General features: G+C 62.6%; 15 protein-coding genes and 1 pseudogene. 7 read left to right on the forward strand and 9 right to left on the reverse strand.

The window, feature by feature from the left end; translation table 11 throughout:
- Window positions 1-42 precede the first annotated feature (42 nt).
- Together BKP54_RS07190 and BKP54_RS07195 are read right to left on the reverse strand one after the other, a co-directional pair.
- On the reverse strand, window positions 43-765 hold the full coding sequence (locus BKP54_RS07190; RefSeq protein ID WP_234907904.1) for a hypothetical protein: 723 nt from the start codon (window positions 763-765) through the stop codon (window positions 43-45).
- 172 nt (window positions 766-937) lie between these two features.
- The gene (locus tag BKP54_RS07195; protein WP_128090380.1) at window positions 938-3355 is read right to left on the reverse strand and encodes an EAL domain-containing protein; all 2418 of its coding nucleotides are present in this window, start codon (window positions 3353-3355) and stop codon (window positions 938-940) included.
- Between the two features lie 419 nt (window positions 3356-3774).
- Here BKP54_RS07195 and BKP54_RS07200 point away from each other — a divergent pair, with 419 nt between their 5' ends.
- Window positions 3775-4533, forward strand: a complete 759-nt coding sequence (locus BKP54_RS07200; RefSeq protein ID WP_025424867.1) for a gamma-glutamyl-gamma-aminobutyrate hydrolase family protein — start codon at window positions 3775-3777, stop codon at window positions 4531-4533.
- Window positions 4534-4631: 98 nt separating this feature from the next.
- Here BKP54_RS07200 and BKP54_RS07205 read toward each other — a convergent pair whose 3' ends face one another.
- From BKP54_RS07205 to BKP54_RS07215, 3 genes are all read right to left on the reverse strand, one after another.
- The gene (locus tag BKP54_RS07205) at window positions 4632-5600 is read right to left on the reverse strand and encodes a 2-hydroxyacid dehydrogenase (protein ID WP_025424868.1); all 969 of its coding nucleotides are present in this window, start codon (window positions 5598-5600) and stop codon (window positions 4632-4634) included.
- 130 nt (window positions 5601-5730) lie between these two features.
- On the reverse strand, window positions 5731-6753 hold the full coding sequence (locus tag BKP54_RS07210) for a LacI family DNA-binding transcriptional regulator (RefSeq protein ID WP_025424869.1): 1023 nt from the start codon (window positions 6751-6753) through the stop codon (window positions 5731-5733).
- 93 nt (window positions 6754-6846) lie between these two features.
- Window positions 6847-7344, reverse strand: a complete 498-nt coding sequence (locus BKP54_RS07215; RefSeq protein ID WP_025424870.1) for a MarR family transcriptional regulator — start codon at window positions 7342-7344, stop codon at window positions 6847-6849.
- A gap of 113 nt (window positions 7345-7457) precedes the next feature.
- On the opposite strand from BKP54_RS07215, the gene BKP54_RS07220 reads away from it, so the two are divergent.
- The 3 genes from BKP54_RS07220 to BKP54_RS07230 all read left to right on the forward strand — a co-directional run bounded on the left by BKP54_RS07220 (window position 7458) and on the right by BKP54_RS07230 (window position 10714).
- Window positions 7458-8249: a creatininase family protein gene (locus tag BKP54_RS07220; protein ID WP_025424871.1), complete on the forward strand. Its 792-nt coding sequence runs from the start codon at window positions 7458-7460 to the stop codon at window positions 8247-8249.
- Between the two features lie 100 nt (window positions 8250-8349).
- Window positions 8350-9747 carry a hypothetical protein gene (locus BKP54_RS07225; RefSeq protein WP_057207580.1) on the forward strand — a complete coding sequence of 466 codons (1398 nt, stop codon included), beginning with the start codon at window positions 8350-8352 and terminating at the stop codon, window positions 9745-9747.
- Window positions 9748-9835: 88 nt separating this feature from the next.
- Window positions 9836-10714: a glycosyltransferase gene (locus tag BKP54_RS07230; RefSeq protein WP_025424873.1), complete on the forward strand. Its 879-nt coding sequence runs from the start codon at window positions 9836-9838 to the stop codon at window positions 10712-10714.
- A 31-nt stretch (window positions 10715-10745) separates the two neighbouring features.
- Here BKP54_RS07230 and BKP54_RS07235 read toward each other — a convergent pair whose 3' ends face one another.
- Window positions 10746-11837 carry a glycosyltransferase family 1 protein gene (locus BKP54_RS07235; protein ID WP_084814323.1) on the reverse strand — a complete coding sequence of 364 codons (1092 nt, stop codon included), beginning with the start codon at window positions 11835-11837 and terminating at the stop codon, window positions 10746-10748.
- 198 nt (window positions 11838-12035) lie between these two features.
- Here BKP54_RS07235 and BKP54_RS07240 point away from each other — a divergent pair, with 198 nt between their 5' ends.
- Complete coding sequence (locus BKP54_RS07240) at window positions 12036-13124, forward strand: GTP-binding protein (protein ID WP_084814326.1); 1089 nt, start codon at window positions 12036-12038, stop codon at window positions 13122-13124.
- A 110-nt stretch (window positions 13125-13234) separates the two neighbouring features.
- Entirely contained in the window at window positions 13235-14224 is a 990-nt protein-coding gene (locus BKP54_RS07245; protein ID WP_025424876.1) for a WD40 repeat domain-containing protein, read from the forward strand.
- A 224-nt stretch (window positions 14225-14448) separates the two neighbouring features.
- Here BKP54_RS07245 and BKP54_RS07250 read toward each other — a convergent pair.
- From BKP54_RS07250 to BKP54_RS07260, 3 genes and pseudogenes are all read right to left on the reverse strand, one after another.
- Window positions 14449-15635, reverse strand: a pseudogene (locus BKP54_RS07250) (metal transporter).
- A complete protein-coding gene (locus BKP54_RS07255) occupies window positions 15632-16765 on the reverse strand; it encodes a multicopper oxidase domain-containing protein (RefSeq protein ID WP_025424878.1) in 1134 nt (377 codons plus the stop codon). Before BKP54_RS07255 ends, BKP54_RS07250 begins: the two are co-directional and overlap by 4 nt.
- Before the next feature lie 315 nt (window positions 16766-17080).
- The gene (locus tag BKP54_RS07260) at window positions 17081-17527 is read right to left on the reverse strand and encodes a glyoxalase superfamily protein (protein ID WP_082523599.1); all 447 of its coding nucleotides are present in this window, start codon (window positions 17525-17527) and stop codon (window positions 17081-17083) included.
- A 269-nt stretch (window positions 17528-17796) separates the two neighbouring features.
- Between BKP54_RS07260 and BKP54_RS07265 the strand changes: the two genes are divergently transcribed.
- On the forward strand, window positions 17797-18006 hold the full coding sequence (locus BKP54_RS07265; protein WP_038575712.1) for a hypothetical protein: 210 nt from the start codon (window positions 17797-17799) through the stop codon (window positions 18004-18006).
- The last annotated feature ends 3 nt before the right edge of the window (window positions 18007-18009 follow it).

Genomic DNA, 18009 nt, shown 5'->3' on the forward strand with positions numbered 1-18009 from the left:
CCGCTGCGCCCGGTCACCTGGGGCGATATGCCGCGTGCGTCTCTAGCGGAATACGGATGTGCGATAGGAACGGCCGGAACCGTTCTGTGCGATCCGCGCCGTCGGCAGAATCGTCAAAGGCGCGAACGGCACTTCCTGTCGGCCCGCGAACATCAGGCGACGCTCGAACGGCTCCGAATCGAAGATCGGATAGCGATCGAGGATCGAGGGCCGCTGCCCCCTCACCTGCGCAACCAGCAGCGCACCGTCGGCATTGTAGACGCCGAGGTTCTCGCGCTTGGCGACAACGGTCTCCGACGCAAAAATGCGCTTGTAGAACGCCGCATGCCGCGGCCGGCAGGCGGTCAGGCACCGGTCGGCGGTGAAGTATTCGCATGCCATCGCCACCGGGCGCAGCGTCAGGTAGGGAAGCGCGCGCATCTCGTCGCCGGTGACATCGGGGTCGACAGCCAACCGGCCGGGGTCGACCAGCACCATGCCCGCGTCGAGAAAGACGTCGATCTCGGGCCCGAAGATCAGCCCAGACGTGCTCGCCCTGTGCTCAGGCGTCACGTGATGAACACGCACCGTGCTGACCAGGTTCTCGTCGAGATAGATACCGAAGACATAGGCGTGACTGTCGAAATCGAGATCGTCGATCAAGGTCGAGCCGGTGAGTTCCATCAGATTGACGGCCTTGTAGGCCTTGTAGCGGAGCCGGGCGATATCCTCCATGTCCTCGCCCGTCTCGACCCGCCGGTATTCGACGCGATCGAGAAGAAGCATCAGCTTCTCAGAAAAACTCCCAGGCTCCGCCCGGTGAAGACCTTCACCCATTTCCTGACCCTCATGGTTAACAGATCGTTAACCTATTGACGGTCGGCACAGCAGCAACAACAAAATGGCACACATTACGATTAACCTATTGTTAACCTTAATATTTCGTAAAGTTTTATGGTTAACGATTGGTTAAGCCCGCCACCTCACCATCTTGGACAAGCGGCGGAGCAAGGAAGAGGATGGAGGACGCGGATCGCGGAGGAAATGACGGGCGACGTGGCGAGTTGTCAGGCGATACGCTTGCTTGACGGCGTGGTGACCGGTTTCTGGACACCATTCTTGCAGAAGCCGCGATGGCGGACGCCGGCATCGGGGCCGCGAACACAAAACCCTGTATCAGATCGGCGCAGTGGTAGTCGTTGATCAGCTGCAATTGATCCGCCGTCTCCACACCCTCGACGACGATCTTCAGGCCGAGAGCACGACCGAGGTTGGCTGTGCCGCGCAGCAGCTTGAAGCGGCGCGAGTCCTCGCGGATGTTGCGCACGAAAGAGCGATCGATCTTGATGATGTTGACCGGCAGCGCATCCAGGTAGCTGAGGCTGGAATAGCCTGTGCCGAAATCGTCGATGGCGATCGTTATGCCGCTGTCACGCAGCTCGCCGAGAATGGCCTGCACCTTGGCCGGCTCATCCATCAGGCAGCTCTCTGTGACTTCGAGATGCAGCCGCGAAGCATCGAGCCCGGTGGCCCGCAGCGTATCCGCCACCACCGTGACGATGTCGTTGCTGCGCAGGTCGAGCACCGACAGATTGACCGAAACGGAAACCTCGCCGGGCCAGCCCATGCAATCCTTGCACGCCTGCTCCAGCACGAAGCGGGTGATCTCGGTGACGAGCCCCAGTTCCTCGGCAAGCTGGATGAAGACATTCGGCGGTACCGGGCCGCGCTCGGGATGCGTCCAGCGCGCCAAAGCCTCGCAGCATTCGAGACGCGCGCCGTTCGGCGTGAACATCGGCTGGTAGGAAAGCGTCAGGGCACCAGCATTGATCGCATCGCGCAGATCGCTCTTCAGTTTCTGGCGGTCGAGATAGCGGGCATCCATCTCTTCTTCGAATACGGTGCAGCCGCCCTTGTTGCGTGCCTTGGTTTCCGACAGCGCAAGATCGGCCTTGATCTGGAGTTCTTCCAGCCGGAAGGCGCTGCTCGGCACGAGAACGACGCCGGCGCTCATGGTCACGTTGAAGGTAAAGCCATTCGCCATATAGGCACCGCGCAACCCGGCGTGAACCGCGCGCATCTGCTCTTCGAGATCCGGCCGATGCATCCTGTTGGGGAAGAAGACGACGAATTCGTCGCCCATCAGGCGCGCGGCGATCGCCGTATTGCCGACCAGTGTCTTCAGCCGCCCGGCAATCGCCTGCAATAGCCTGTCGCCGACGATGTGGCCGCGCATGTCGTTGACATGCTTGAACTCGGCAACGTCGAGCACCATCAGCCCGACCTCGACGTCCTCCTTGCCTTCGAGCGCCACAGCGCTGTGGGCAAGTTCGGCGAAGTAATCGCGGCTCGGCAAGCCGGTCAGCGTGTCGAAGCGCACCATCTGAAGGATCTGTCTGTCGGCCTGGACGCGTGCGGTCACGTCCTCGAATATCAGCACGACCTCACCGTTCTCGTGTCGCCCAGCGGAAAACTCGAGAAAGAGGTTGTCGGTGACCGGCACCAGAACCTGAGTCTTCTTGCCCTTGATCAGAAGGTCGAGCTGCCGCGAGATCGCGCGCGTCTCTTCGACACTGAGCGACATGCGCCGGACGCCGCGGCGCACGACGTCATCCAGCAGCCGATCCCTCAGGTCGGCCTTGTCGCCCAGCATCAGCAGCGCGCAGGCGCGCTCGTTGGCAACGACGATCCGGTTGTCGCGGTCGAGCATCAGCAGCCCGTGCGTCATGTTGTTGAGTGCTGCGTCGAACTGGCCGGCGATCGTTGCGATTTCTCGGGCGGCCAGCACGTTCTCGTAGAGAAACGCGCGCACATTGTTGGCCATCATCCAGGTCGAAAAGATGAATGGCAGGATCAGAACCGCCAGGATGAGCATGAAACCATCCTGAAGCGTGATCAGCCCGATCACGATCGGCAGGCAGGCGGACGAGGACAGAAGCAGCACCGCCCGTTCGGAGCCGTAGTTTCGCCCGACCAGCGAGATCATCGACGCGAGCGTGACGGAGATGCAGGCCAGTTCCGAGAAGGAATCCCGGCTGACGGCGATCGCGTAGCCGCAGGCAATACCACAGGTGAGCGTCACGCTGACGCCGCCGAGAATGTAGCGATTCTCCCATTTCCGGACCATCGCTCGGTCGGCGTTGGAGAAATCCTGGCGATCAAAGCGCGCCATGTCGAGGTTGCGCAGCCCCCAGAGCACAACGATGGCGGCCGTGCAGAAGAGATAGAGCGGGTCGGTGGTCTTGAAATAGACGAGCACGAAAGTCACGACATGCGAAAGCATGCCGATCAGCAGAGTCCTGCGATGTTCGTAGAGCGAGCTCACGGACGACAGATAGACATCCGTCGGGAGAGCGCCCCGTTCATTGCGCGTCATGAACCCATAGCTCCGGTTTTCCGGATTTTTAGAGGCGATGATTTAACGAAAGATTTCGTGAAAACACCGCCTCCAAGCCTTGTATTGCAACATTCAAACGGTGCCCCATGGGAGTTTTTCCCAAACTCAACCTAGTATTGCGAAACCAACGGCCGGCGGATGCCTTCTACAACCATGCATAGACAAAATCACGTTTTGCTTTCTGACATTGTATTTAAGGCAATTCTGCTTGGCAAACATCATATCCACCGATTCACTCAGGATGTGGTTACCCAAAGCTGAAGAAAACGCATCAATTCCTGCCATGCACATACGAGCCTAGTTGCGGCCGGTATCACCATCACATCTGCGCGCTTCGCAGTTGACTTTCAGCCACATCTGGCGGCAAGGCTTTGCAAAGCGAGATACGGAGCCTGATGATGTCGAAACCTGTCGTTGCCATCCCCTGCGATTTCCGCGAATTCGACGGCAATGTTTGGCATGTCGTTGCCAACCAGTATGTCCGTGCCGCCGTCGAAGGCGCCGGCGTCATGCCCTTCCTCATTCCGGCGCTTGAGACCGGCAACGATATCGACGAGATCCTCGATCGCGTCGACGGCGTGCTGGCAAGCGGCGCCCGATCCAACGTTCATCCCTCGCTCTACGGCCGCGAGGCCAAGGACACCGACGGCCCCTTCGATCCTGGCCGCGATGCCACCAGCCTGCCGTTGATCCGGCGCGCGCTCGAGCGCGGCGTTCCGCTGTTTGCCATCTGCCGCGGCATCCAGGAGCTCAACGTTGCCCTCGGTGGCACGCTCGCAAGCGAAATCCAGGAGCAGCCGGGTGTCTGGGATCACCGCAAGCCCGACGTTTCCGAGCTGGATGTCGCCTACGGCATCCGCCAGGACGTGATCGTCAAGGAAGGCAGCTGTCTTGCGCCGGTGCTGGGTGCCGGTCGCGTTCGCGTCAATTCCCTGCATCGCCAGGCCATCGGCGCAACGGCGCCGCGCCTCGCCGTCGAAGCCGTTGCCGACGATGGCACCATCGAGGCGGTCTCGGTGATTGGCGCCAAGGCGTTCGCCGTCGGCGTGCAATGGCATCCGGAATACTGGGTGCGGACGGACGCACCGTCGGCGAGCCTGTTCAGGGCTTTCGGCGATGCCGTGCGCGCCTACGCGGCGCGGCGCATGGCCGCCTAGGGCATTTCCAGGAAAAGTGCGAAGCGGTTTTCCATCAGCAAATGCGCAAAAACAAAGAGATGGAGCGTTTCTGCACCTCCGTCTGAACCGGCAACGCTTTAACCGGCTCGGCGCGTGAACGGCGTTTCCGGCACTGGCGTCAGTGCCTTGCCGGTCGAAAACCAGGCCATGAGGTTATCGACCACCAGATCCGCCATGGCGTTGCGGGTAACAACCGAAGCCGACGCCACATGCGGCAACAGCGAAACATTCGGCAACCCCAGCAGCGCATCGGGCACATGCGGTTCGTTGTCGAAAACGTCGAGCCCCGCCCCCGCAATCACACCGGCCTGAAGTGCTGAGACCAGCACTGCCTCGTCAACCGTCGAGCCGCGCCCGACATTGATCAGGACGCCATTGCTTCCCAGTGCCGAAAGCACCGCGGCGTTGACCGTCTTTCGTGTCGCCTCCGTTCCCGGAACAATGACAACAAGCGTATCGACGGCGGCGGCAAGCCGTTCGAGCGTCGGGTGATAGGCATAGGCAAGCCCATCGCGTGGGCTGCGCGTATGGTAGGCGACCGAGACGCCGAAGGCTTCGAGCCGCTTGGCAATGGCAAGCCCGATGCGTCCGAGGCCGTAAAGCCCGACCGTGCGACCCCGCAATGACAAGGGCGAAAGCGCAAAGGCGCCATCCCGCACCCAACGCCCCTGGCGCAGCCACTGTTCCGCCTGCGGCAGCAGGCGCAGCGTGTTGATGAGCAGGCCGATGGCGGTATCGGCGACCTCTTCGCTCAGAACGTCAGGCGTGTTGGTGACGACGATGCCCTTGGAGGCGGCATGTTTCACGTCGACCCCGTCATAACCGACACCGAAATTGGCAACGATCTCAAGACCGGGCAGCGCATCCATCAGACCGGCGGGAACGCGGCCAGAGACGGCGATACCCCTGATATCGGCCATGTCTGCCGTCACAAGGTCAGGGTCCGCACGGTCCAGCCGCACGATCTCGAACATCTCGGGCAACCGCAGCAGCACCTGTTCGTTGATTTTTCCGGGCACGAGGATGCGGGGAAGGCTCGCGGACATGGGCACTCCTGGTATTAAAGCGCGTCGCGATCTCCAGGATTCGCTTGCCGCACTTTAGGTTCTTGCTTTTGTGCATGTCGCCTTCGCAAAACCGCTGCACACTTTTGCGCGACATGCATTAGGGATTTCTTCAGGCGGTGACGCGCAACGGGCCTGTCGACTGGCGGATGCGCATTTCCGGCTTGATCAGGTGGATGCCGTCGGGTTCGTGGCTGCCGGAAAGCTTGTCGAGAAGTGCGCGTGCCGCACTGCGGCCGACATCGGCCTGGCCGTTCCAGACGGTGGTCAGCGCCGGTGTCGCGATCGAGGCCTCCTCGAGGTCGTCATAGCCGGTGACGGAGATATCGACGCCTGGAACAAGGCCCGCACGCGCGATGCCGTTCATCATGCCGATCGCCACCAGATCGTTCCAGCAGACGACTGCGGTCGGCTTCTGCGGCAGCGACAGCAGATGCACAGCCGCCTCGAAGCCGCCCTGCTTGGAGCGCGGGCCGGGAATGCGCAATTCCGGATCGACCTCGATGTTGGCCTTGCGCAGCGCGTTGACATAACCCTGATAGCGGTCGCGACCGGTCGAGGTCTGGTCGGTGCCGCCGACCATGGCGATGCAGCGATGGCCAAGGCCGATCAGATGGTTGGTCGCCAGCGAGATGCCATAGGCGTCGTCGCCGCGGAAGATCGGCACGTCGAGCCCCTCAATCGAACGGGCGATCAGGATCGCCGGCATGCCGTTGTCCTCGGCAAGCTGGATATCTTCCGGCGGCGTGCCGATCGCCGGCGACATGATGACGCCGTCGCCGCCGAGCTGCAGCAGCGTTTCGATAAAATCGCGCTGCTTGTCGACCGAATCGTAATGGTTGGAGAGGATGAAGGTCTGCTTGTCGCGGTCGAGCTCCGCTTCGATCGCCTTCAGGATTTCCCCGTAGAACGGGTTCATGATGTCGTGCACGACGACGCCGATGATGCCGGACCGGGAGGTTCTGAGGCTGGCAGCGCGGCGGTTATAGATATAACCGAGTGCGCGGGCCTGCTCCTTGATCTTATCGCGTGTGAGGGTCGCCACCAATGGGCTGTCACGCAATGCCAGGGATACTGTTGCCGTCGAAAGACCGAGTGTTTCCGCGATCGTCGAAAGCTTGACTTTTTGCGCCACGATGCCCCCTGTTTAAGCCTAGTTGCCTACCCTCAAATTTAAATCCTATTTAAACTGTTTAAATCGCCGCCGCAATATGCCGCGAAACAAGGCTCAGTCGGCTGCGCGTGCCGCCTGCAGGTTGCTGTCGACAGCCCGCAAAAGCTTCATCAGCGTGCGCACCTGCTTGTCGGTCAGTCCGCGCGTCGCAAGGTTTTCCGAATGCTGGCCGGCCTCGGCGATCGTCTGCAGCCGGTTGCGCCCCGGTTCGGTGAGATAGACCTTGGTCAGCCGCGCATCGTCATCATCAGGGCGCCGCTCGAGGAAACCTTGCGCTTCCATGCGACCGATCGTGCGCGTCATCGTCGGCGCCTTGACGCCGAGCTTGGCGGCAAGCCCGCCCGCCGTCAGCCCGTCCATTTCGGCAAGCGCCAGCATCACACCGTCCTGGCCGGCATAGAGACCGCTTTCGAGCAGATTGCGCGACATCACCGTGCGCATCGAACGCGCCGCCTGGACAAGGATCGAGGCAAGATCGTGCGGTTCGGCGAGAAGATCGTCCTTCTTCTTGCCGTTCTTGCCCTTCTTTTCGGCCTTGTTCTTCTTGCCCATTGGACCTCCTGCCGAATCCCGCCTCAGACATTTATAGCAATACAGCTTGCGATTACGAACTGTATGACTCAAATAACATTTTTACGACAATTGACGTGAAGGATCGAAGAGAGATGTCGATGCCCCAAGCCCGATGGCAGGACAATCCGACCGATCTTCCGCAACAGGCCCGCCGCGACTGGATCGCCGTGCTGCCGCTCGGCGCCCATGAGCAGCATGGACCGCATCTGCCCTTCGATACGGACACGCTGATTGCCGAGGGTATTGTCGAACGCTGCATCGCCGCCCTGCCCGCGAACTTGCCCGTTACTTTCCTGCCGACCGAACCCGTCGGCTATTCGATCGAGCATATGGATGTGGCCGGCAGCCGGTCGCTCGGCTACGACGAAGCCGTGCGTCGCTGGCTTGGGATCGCCGAAAACCTGCACGGTCTCGGCCTCAGCAAATTCGTGATGCTGAACGCCCATGGCGGCAATTCGCCGCTGATGACGATCGTTGCGACTGAGGCGCGAGTGCGTTTCGGCATGCTGGCGGTGGCGACCAGCTGGACCCGTTTCGGCCAGCCAGATGGCTGGATCGCGCCCGAAGACAAGGCGATCGACATTCACGGCGGCGAGATCGAGACGTCGGTGATGCTGGCGCTCCATCCCGAAAAGGTCGAGATGGCGAAAGCCCGCGCCTTCCCCTCGCGCCAGAGCGACTACGCCGGACGCTTCCGGCATTTGCGCGCCTATGGCCCGCATGCCTTCGGCTGGAAGATGTCCGACCTCAACCGTGACGGTGTTGCCGGCAATGCCTCGGTGGCAACCGCGGCGCGCGGCGAACAGTTGCTGGCCCACGCGGTTACGGGCGTGATCGAGCTTTTGACCGATGTCGCCGACTTCGACATGACCGAATTCGCCTGAAGGACCGGCAGGGCGCGCCGACAAAACACTTTGTTTGTGCTTTTGCGCTATCAGCATGGACAGCAGCAAACGACGACAGGCGGCGCTAGGCCGGAACCCCATGGCGAAGATCATCGCGCTCGGCGCCTATTTCTACCAGGCCCTGATCGCCTTCGGCCTGCTGATCGTCGTCGCCCACTGGCTGGCCCCAGTCGACTATGCCGCCTATTCGCTGTTCATCTCGCTCAGCCAATTCGGCGCGATCGCCGCTTTCGAATGGGTGCGTTTCTCCTGCATGCGCTTCTATCCCGGCCAGACGGCGGAAATCGAAGCGGCGGAGCGGCGAACGATCGTTGCGGAGGCAGCGGCCTGCGCGCTTTTCTGCCTTGTCGCTGCGGCCGCGTCGCTCGCCTTCGGCGTCTCGCCGCTGGTGGCGCTGGTCGGCGGCCTCGTTGCCGTTGCGCAAGGCGGCAGCGACCTGCACCTGACCATGCTGCGCTTCCGCCAGGATTTTCGCGCCTTCTCGGTACTCCAGGGATCTCGCGCCACCATCCTGGCGGCGGGAACGTTGATCGGCGCGCTCGTATCGCCAACCTTCCTGTCGACGGTCACCGGCCTGCTTGGCGGTTATGCTCTCTACGCTCTGCTCGCAACCCTACTTTCGCGCAGATCAGGTCCGCGGCCTTCCGCCTCGCTCGACATGGCGCGCGTGCGAAAGCACCTCGTCTATGGCAGCGTTTCGGCGGGTGCCGCCAGCGCCTCGATGTTTGCACCGCTTGCGCTGAAGGCGATATTCACCTCGGTCCTCGGCCCCGGCGGCGCTGCCGGTGCGCTGCTGGCGCTCGATCTGCTGCAGCGCCCGTTCGTGCTGATCGTCTCCGCCCTCCAGGCGATCCAGTATCCCGAAATCGTCGCTGCTCACGACAAGGGCGGCGATACCCTGGCGCTTCGCCGTGAGCTCGGACAATACTACGCGCTGCTCACCAGCTTCGCGCTGATGATGGCGGCAGGCATCTTCGCCGTTCTGGTGCCGGCGACATGGCTGGTCATCAGCCCTGACCTGCAGGCCGGCTTCCTCGCGACGGCCCCGTTCGTCATTATCCTTTCGCTCGCGCGCGTTCTGACCCAGATCATGCTGCCGACACCGCTGCACTTGAAGCAGCGCCTGACCGCGATCTTCGCGCTCGCGGCCATCGACTGCGCGCTTCTCAATCTCTTCGCGCTTGCCAGCGCGTTCCTTTTGGCGCCAAGCGCCGCCACACTGATGGCAGGCGGCGCGCTCGGCGCCATATTCGCATCCTTGATCGGCCTGCGCCTGATGGCGACCTTGCCCTTCGACTTCACCTGGTCGCCGGTTCTCCTCGCCGCTGCCGGCCTTGGAGTCACCATTGTCGCCTTCGTGCTGTCTTACCGGTCCGCCACCGTCGCTACTGCCGCCGGGATTGTCATTGGTGGGGTCTGCTGCCTCTTGGCGCTCAATCGCCTGCGGCTCGGCATGCGCGCGTCAACCGCCGCGTGATCTCGGGCGCGATAGTGAACCGGGCGCGATAAGGAAAACTGAACCTCTTTCGGTTTAGATCTGGGCAAACCGAGAGGCGAAGAACACCATGAAGATCATTGTCGGAATAGCCACGGCGGGTCGCCGCGAAGTGCTGTCCGAAACACTGCTGCACCTGAGCCGGCAGGATCGCCAGGCGGACGCGATCCTCGTCTGCCCCTCGTCGCCGCAGGACGTCGATCTCGACTTTGTCAGCACGCTCGCATCGGAGATCACCCTGGTCACGGGCAGCAAGGGCTCCTGTGCGCAGCGCAACGCCATCCTCGACCACACGGGGACCGCCGATATCATCGTGTTTTTCGACGATGATTTCCTGCCCCAGTGCGATTTTCTGGCTGAAGTCGAAACCCTCTTCGAGAAGAGGGCCGACATTGCCGTGGCGACCGGCCTGGTGCTGGCCGATGGCATTCATGGCCCGGGCATCCCGGTCAAGGAAGGGTTGGAAATCCTTGCGCGCGATCGGGCAACGGGCAGACAGGCCACCCTCGAACCCGTTTACAACGCCTATGGCTGCAATATGGTTTTTCGCGTGTCGGCCATTGAAGCCGACGCCACCCGCTTCGACGAAAACCTGCCGCTTTACGGCTGGCAGGAGGATGTCGACTTCTGCCGCCGCCTCGCCCGCCACGGCCGCATTGTGCGCAGCGCCACCCTGCGCGGCGTCCATCTCGGCAACAAACGGGGACGTACTTCGGGTTTGCGCTTCGGTTACTCACAGGTGGCAAACCCGCTCTACCTTTTCCGCAAAGGCACGGTCGGTCTGGGCTGGGCATTGAAGCTTTTGAGCTCCAACATCGCCGCAAACATCGTCGGCAGTCTGAAATCTCAGGGGCTTGTCGACAGACGGGGCCGCCTTAAGGGAAACCTTATCGCCCTCGTAGATCTCCTACGCGGCAGGATAGATCCGCTGCGCACACTCGAACTCTAATCGCGCGTTCAGTTCCGAATAAGCAAGCTAGTCAGCCCTGCCCTGCGACCAGCAGGTTGAGCAGAATGACCGCGCTTGCGTTCCATGAGAACCGCATTGCATTTTCATGCCCCGAACGCCCCAGCTGTCGCCGAAGCGCATCATCGGCGGATATCTTCCGCATAACCTCGACGAGGGTTTCCGCCTTCGCCGGATCGAAATAGAGAGCCGCCTCGCCGCAGGCTTCCCTGACCGGGGGTATGTCAGCGGCCAGCACCGGGCACCCTTGTGTCATCGCCTCGAGCGGCGGGATACCGAACCCTTCATAGAGGCTCGGGAACAGGAAGGCGGTGGCGTGGCGCTGCAGCCCGGCGATCTCGGCGTCCGTCAGCCGCCCGGGAAAGATCAGGTTGCCCCGCGACGTCGGGGCGATGTCGCGAAAAACGCTGGGATCCGTACCGCCGACGACCACGAGCTTGCTGCCGGTAGCACCCAGGGCTTCGAAGGCACGCACCGCAAACTCGACGTTCTTGTTGGGCTTCAGTGTGCCGACGAGAAGGAAGAATGGGGTCTCGGCAAGCCCCAGCTTCGCAACGATCTCCCGGTCCGGCTGAAGGTCGGAAAAGTGATCTGTGGCGTTGTAGATCACGTCAATACCCGATGCTGGAACGCGAAAGACATCCGCCAGTTCACCGCGCGAAAAATAGGAAACGGTGCCGATCTTCGCGCGACGCGTCAGGATGTAGCCGAGCGCGCCGTGGAACAGCCGGTAGCCGCGCCCGAAGGAAGCCGGATGACGGAAGAGCGTGACGTCGTGGATCACCACCACTTGGTCGGAATGCAGCACCGGTCCGCTGCCCCCGAGGCCGACCAGCGTATCGCGCCGCGTCCGCCAATAGAGCGGCCCCTGCTCCCAGAGATGGCCCGGGCCTGAGCCGAAACGCTCGATCGATATCGCCGACAGTGCCAGATCATCCGGCGCGGACGCTGGAGCCAGCAACCGCCAGCGCACATCCTTCAGCGCCGGCGGCACGTCGCCCGCGGCAATGCGGGCATCGAGCGCGCGGGTGATCTCGCGGGCAAAGCGCTGCACGCCGGTGAGCGGCTGAGTCAGGAACCGGCCGTTGATGGAAATCGTCTTCACGCATGCACCCCTTCGGTAGGACGCGAACTCTCCCTGATTTTGATGAAAGGAGCGTTATCGCTGCCCGGTTCGCCCGTCCCGGAGGCGGCAAAGGCGTGGCCAAAATCGGCTTCGCCATTTGCGCATCGCCGCCGCATCTCCTATATGAAACGCGACATGGATGCCCGCTCCCCGCATCCCGAGATCCCAGAGGTTCCCATGACCGAAACATCCCCGCAGAAGCCGATTCCCGTCACCGTGCTCACCGGATATCTCGGCGCCGGCAAGACGACGCTGTTGAACCGCATCCTCAGCGAGAACCACGGGCGCAAATACGCCGTCATCGTCAACGAATTCGGCGAGATCGGCATCGACAACGACCTGATCGTCGAATCCGACGAGGAAATCTACGAGATGAACAACGGCTGCGTCTGCTGCACCGTGCGCGGCGACCTGATCCGCGTGGTGGAAGGCCTGATGCGCCGGCCCGGTCGCTTCGATGCGATCATCGTGGAAACCACCGGTCTTGCCGATCCGGTTCCGGTCGCCCAGACCTTCTTCATGGACGACGATGTGCGCGCCAAGACCGAGCTTGATGCCGTCGTCGCGCTGGTAGACGCCAAGCACCTGCCGCTCCGGCTGAAGGACAGCCGCGAGGCCGAAGACCAGATCGCCTTTGCCGACGTCGTGCTCCTCAACAAGACCGACCTCGTCAGCCCGGAAGAGCTGGAGCGGATCGAGGCGACGGTTCGCGTCATAAATCCGTCGGCCCGCATCTACAGAACGCAGCGCTCCGAGATCGACCTCACCAAGGTTCTCGACCAGGGCGCGTTCAACCTTGAGAGAGCGCTGGAAAACGACCCGCATTTCCTCGACCAGGACGATCACGAGCACGATCACACCTGCGGCCCGGATTGCGGCCACGATCACCACGATCATCATGACCATGATCATCACCACCATCATGATCACGACCATCACCACCATGACCACGCCCCCTCGCCGATCCATGATGTGACGGTGCAATCGATCTCGCTGCGCGGCGGCGAGATGAACGCTGATCGCTTCTTCCCCTGGATCCAGAAGATCACCCAGACGGACGGCCCGAACATCCTGCGCCTGAAGGGCATCATCGCCTTTGCCGGCGACGCCGAGCGTTATGTCGTGCAGGGCGTGCACATGATCATCGAGGGCGACCATCAGCGTGCCTGGAAGGAAGGCGAAAAGCGCGAAAGCCGCCTGGTCTTCATCGGCCGCGACCTCGACCGCGAAAAGCTGGAGCGCACGTTCAAGGCCTGCGAAGCCTGATTCCGGAAGCCGCGATGCGGCTCTAAGATCAAATTAAGGAGAGCATGGCGTCGGTCCTTTTCGGCATCATGCTCCAACAGCATGCCGAACCAGGGGACCATGACAATCTGATGCCGACAGTCGCTCCGCTCGATCTCGAAGGCCACGTCGTTGGCGTGGCCTTTCTCAAGGGCATACCTTTCTTCGCCGAAGCCACCGGCGCCATCCACCGCCTCGACCACGGCCACAAGACGACGGAAGTCCACGAGGGCCTGCTGTCTCTGGTTCTCGACGAGGCGAACGAAACGCTTCTGACCGGCGGCGAGGACGGCAAGGTGATGCGCACGGCTGCCGACGGCACCGCGACGCTGGTTGCCGAAGCGCCGCGCAAGTGGATCGCCCAAGTCGCAGCCGGCCCGCAGGGCGCCGTCGGCTATGCCTATGGCAAGACCACCCATGTGCGGCTGGCCGACGGCACGACGAAAGAATTTGCCGAGGAGCGCACGGTCGAGGGCGTCGCCTTTGCGCCGAAGGGCTTGCGTGTTGCCGCCGCCCGCTACAACGGCGTGTCGATGCACTGGGTCGCGACCGCGGGCCAGCCGATTGATCTCGACTGGAAGGGCGCCCATACCGGCGTCACCTTCTCGCCCGACGGCCGTTTCCTCGTGACCACGATGCAGGAAAATGCCCTGCACGGCTGGAAGCTCGACGCAAAGCCCGGCGGCGAGGCACGCCACATGCGCATGACCGGCTACCCGGCCAAGGTGAAGTCGCTCTCCTGGTCCGCGAAGGGCAAGTGGCTCGCATCTTCGGGCGCGCCGGCCGCCATCGTCTGGCCCTTCCAGGGCAAAGACGGACCGATGGGCAAGGCGCCGCTGGAACTCGGCACCCGCGCCGACATCATGGTGACTTCCGTCGCCTGTCATCCGGCCGAAGACATCGTCGCCATCGGCTATCAGGACGGCATGATCCTCGCCGCCCGTTTCGCCGACAGCAAGGAAGTGCTGTTGCGCCGTCCCGGCAAGGGTGCGGTCACCGCCATGGCCTGGAGCAAGGACGGGCGCCAGCTCGTTTTCGGCTCGGCCGAGGGCGACTGCGGCATCGTCGATATCGCCGGATAACATTCGCTCGACGCTCTTCGACGGCGTTAGCGCAGTTGCCCCTCACCCTAACCCTCTCCCCGCAAGCGGGGCGAGGGGACGTGGCATACGCTCTGTCAAAGAATGCCGAAATATCTGGCCGGACGAAACCGCGCCACGAGTCCCTTCTCCCCGCCTGCGGGGAGAAGGTCGCGGCAGCGGGATGAGGGGCCGCCAAATCGCTCATGACAGCGATCCACAAACAATCAGATTTTCACCACTGCCGCGGTCACGTACATGAAGGCGACGCCGGCAACGAGCCCGCTCATGACGGGCGGCGTCAGGAGGACCTCGATCCGCTTTCCGCTCTGGCGCATCAGGTAAGCGCTGACCTCGACGATCACCTGCAGGATCGCGCCGGCCCCGATCGCCAGCGCCAGCGCCGACCATTGCGCCGACGTTGCCAGGCTGCCGAGCCACATGCCGATCACCGCCGCCCGCCGGCAAGCAGCGTCAGGCCGACAAAGACCCATAGCGAGGGCCGCTGTTTCAGGATCGGCGCGGCGATGCCGATGCCTTCGGTCACATTGTGCAGGGCGAAGCCGAGCACCAGGAAGGTACCGAGCCCGGCCGATCCTGCGGCAAAGGCAGCACCGATCGCCAGCCCCTCGCCGAGATTGTGCAGCCCGATGCCAAGCGCGATATAGGTGGAAAGCGCCAGCCCGGTCGGCACGCCGCCGCGCCGGCCGATCGCCATCAGCAACAGGAAGCTGCCAAGCCCCGCAAGCACCACCATGACCGGCCCCTGGAAAATTGCCGCGGCCTGCGACGCCAGTTCCAGGGCTTCCGCACTTGCATCGATCAGCAGGAAGGCGAGCAGGCCGATCGTCAGCGACAATAGAAACGCCATGCCCGCCTGGCCGACGCCACGCAGCAGCGGGTAGAACATCAGGCCGACGGCGACCGGCACGATGCCGACGATGATGCCAACCAGCGCCTGCAGTCGCAATTGACCTGCCGTCGCCTGCGGCGTCGGCACGGCAACGGCAATGTCGTGGGCGAAGGTGGCGCCAGTGTTGGTCACCACCTTCAGCGCATGCGCCTCGCCCAGCATCCATGGGAAGGGCAGGCTCAGCCATGCCGCCTTGCCCCGCGCGATCGGACCAGGCGGATCCTGGGTGAATTGCCAGTAGGCGTCATCCACCTGAACCTGCGCCACCGTCATCGGCTCCGATCCACCGGCGCGAACCAAGAGGCGAAGGCCGCTGTCGTCGAGCACGGTTCGTTCGAAGGTCAGGTTTTCCACCGGCGGCGCGCCGTTGCGAAAGCCCGACAGCGGATCGGCCGACAGGATCCAGGCGACGGCGATGGCCAACGCGATGAGCGGCAGCGCCAGCCAAACCAGATTGGTTTTCGCCGCACGGATAGCGGCCCTCGGCAGGGTTTCGTTCATGCCAGCGCCTCCACGACGTCGAACATGCCGACCCAACCCAGTTCGGTAAACTCGGTCTGGTGCGGATGGAACATGTAGAGGCCGGGTTCATGCTCGGCGAAGGTGAACTCCAGAATGCCGCGCTGTGCCTGGCACTGGGTGATGAGGTCGACAGTTCTAAGCGTCGGCGTCAACGTCGTTCCCTGGTCGTAATAATCGAAGAAGTTCGCGTGCAGATGGAACGAATTGATCGGATCGAACTCGATGACATTGATGAGGTAGATGCGCACCGGCTTGCTTTTCACGATCCGGATGGGCCGCTTCATGAAGGCATGGGCGACGGTGTTGACCGCGTAAAATTCGTTTTCGGCATCGAAGTTGGTGTCGAAGGCGTTCATCACCATCACCAGTTCCTGCCAGCCGGCGTTCTCCGGCGTGCCGATGAGCCGCGAGCGGGCGACGTCGATCTGATCCGGATGGCGCTCCGGGTCCGGGTCGATGACGAAGGCGCCGTACATGCCCTTGTGGATATGCCGACGCAGCGGCATCGCATGGCAATGATAGAGATGGCAGCCGAAAGGCTTGGCGTCGAATTCATAGACGAACTCATCGCCGGGATCGACCATGCCGGCCCCCGGTACGCCATCCATCCGCGCCGCGTGAATGCCGTGAAAGTGGATCGAATGCGGGTGTGAGGCGTAGTTGCGAAAGACGATGCGCAGGCGCTCGCCCTCCTTGGCCCGAAGCGCCGGGCCAGGCACGCGGCCGTTATAGGTCCAGGCCGGAAAGGTGATGCCCGGCGCGATTTCGATGTCGCGATCCTCGGCAGCCATCTCGAAGGTCCGGAGCGTTCGCCCATCCGGCAGTACCGAGACGGTGCCGGTGTCCCAGTCGGTCAGCATGTCGGTCGGATCGAAACCGTTGGCGGTGTTATCGACGTCGCCGACCGTCATCATGGCGCCGTGCCCCATCGCCGGCATCGGTGCCGCCATGCCTTCGGACGCCCGCGCGGCCATCTGGTGGCCGCCACCGTGGGACGCGATCTGCGCCGGCGCCGCGCCGGCGCAGATCGCGGTGCCGCCGGCGGCCGCCAGCCCACCCATCAGCAGGCTGCGCCGTTTCAGCAGATCTTGCCTCACCGAATTGTCCATAGAAGTCGCCCCTCGCCCGATACGGCTCCACGTGTCCGCTCCGGATTGCAGAGGCGATGCCACAAGGCCCGATTTGATCGGCTCGCCTTATTGCGAACCGTTCGCAACTACATTGATAATGCAAATGCAACTCATTCGCAACTAATGATGATGCCAACGGATGCGATGAACGGATTGGTGCATCAGTGGGGTATCGTCGCGCGAAAAGCTACGGTGATTAAGTCCCCGAAGCACTTGGCTTCGGGGAAGTCTGCTGAAAAGCCAACAGCCGGCAAGTCGCAACCGTGATGATCGCACGGCAGCAGCAAGGGCCGCTCACCATTCCAGCTCCAACTGTGGGCGGCCGTTGGACGTCTTCTCGATCGTGCGCCCGGTCTCGTCGACCGTCGCGGTCACCCGCTGGCGAAACGCGGAGAAACTCTCGAAGGTAACGACATCGACCGGCTCGTCGAATTTCATCGTCAACCGGTAGCGCCCCGGCTGGGCCGTCAGCGCCTGCACTGAAAGGATTTCGCCTTCGAAGGGCTGACCGAGATAAAGGCCCTTCACCCGCGAGCCGAGCATCCAGGGATTGAACGGCGGCCGATTGCCGGCGGCAGCGTGAAGCGTGTTCCAATCGCGGTAGCCATATTGGGCGGCGACCAGTTCGAGGGAACGGGAGTGGTTGATATTCTCGCCTTCGCAGGATAGCCGCGATCGCAGGCGTTTCGCCTGGTCCTTGAGGGCATCGAGCGATGGTAGCGTGTTTGATCCGCGCATCATGACAGGGTCTCCTGCTGCGGCATGCATTATCAGAGATGGGAGCCCGCATTGCCACCGGTTCGCATGCCGTTTCGGCTGACCGTGTCTGAAAGAAGGGCTTCACCAAAGCATGACGCTCGCGGACGGCAGGGGCCCTTGCCCTCCGCGTCCATTAGGGCCAGCGACCTGAACTGTCAAATCCGGCGTTTTGCCTTGCCGACGAAGAAAAAGAGCGGATAACATGTCTGGGGGTCATCAGCTCATCGTCTCAAGACGAGACGCAGCACCTATTGCGCCTATCTCTACCGCGCAAAACGCAGGCGCTGACGGCATCGCTGCTGCTCGGGCCGGAGAGGAAGCCTCAACTCGAAGTCGATTACCCCCACTCCCTCCAGCGCGAGACCGATCCCGAGAAGGACCATCGCGTCGATCTCGTCGTCGCGCGCTCGGTGGATCTTTCTGAACGCATTCTGGCGGTTGCTCCGACGCCAAAGGTGTGAGAC

It is taken from the genome of Ensifer sp. 1H6, from assembly GCF_001976035.1.
Lineage (GTDB): Bacteria > Pseudomonadota > Alphaproteobacteria > Rhizobiales > Rhizobiaceae > Ensifer > Ensifer canadensis.

Excerpts from the sequence above, each read along its gene's own strand:
- BKP54_RS07190 (WP_234907904.1), bottom strand. The coding sequence starts at position 765 with ATGCTTCTTCTCGATCGCGTCGAATACCGGCGGGTCGAGACGGGCGAG.
- BKP54_RS07195 (WP_128090380.1), bottom strand. The coding sequence starts at position 3,355 with ATGACGCGCAATGAACGGGGCGCTCTCCCGACGGATGTCTATCTGTCG.
- BKP54_RS07200 (WP_025424867.1), top strand. The coding sequence starts at position 3,775 with ATGTCGAAACCTGTCGTTGCCATCCCCTGCGATTTCCGCGAATTCGAC.
- BKP54_RS07205 (WP_025424868.1), bottom strand. The coding sequence starts at position 5,600 with ATGTCCGCGAGCCTTCCCCGCATCCTCGTGCCCGGAAAAATCAACGAA.
- BKP54_RS07215 (WP_025424870.1), bottom strand. The coding sequence starts at position 7,344 with ATGGGCAAGAAGAACAAGGCCGAAAAGAAGGGCAAGAACGGCAAGAAG.
- BKP54_RS07220 (WP_025424871.1), top strand. The coding sequence starts at position 7,458 with ATGTCGATGCCCCAAGCCCGATGGCAGGACAATCCGACCGATCTTCCG.
- BKP54_RS07225 (WP_057207580.1), top strand. The coding sequence starts at position 8,350 with ATGGCGAAGATCATCGCGCTCGGCGCCTATTTCTACCAGGCCCTGATC.
- BKP54_RS07230 (WP_025424873.1), top strand. The coding sequence starts at position 9,836 with ATGAAGATCATTGTCGGAATAGCCACGGCGGGTCGCCGCGAAGTGCTG.
- BKP54_RS07240 (WP_084814326.1), top strand. The coding sequence starts at position 12,036 with ATGACCGAAACATCCCCGCAGAAGCCGATTCCCGTCACCGTGCTCACC.
- BKP54_RS07245 (WP_025424876.1), top strand. The coding sequence starts at position 13,235 with ATGCCGACAGTCGCTCCGCTCGATCTCGAAGGCCACGTCGTTGGCGTG.
- BKP54_RS07255 (WP_025424878.1), bottom strand. The coding sequence starts at position 16,765 with ATGGACAATTCGGTGAGGCAAGATCTGCTGAAACGGCGCAGCCTGCTG.
- BKP54_RS07260 (WP_082523599.1), bottom strand. The coding sequence starts at position 17,527 with ATGATGCGCGGATCAAACACGCTACCATCGCTCGATGCCCTCAAGGAC.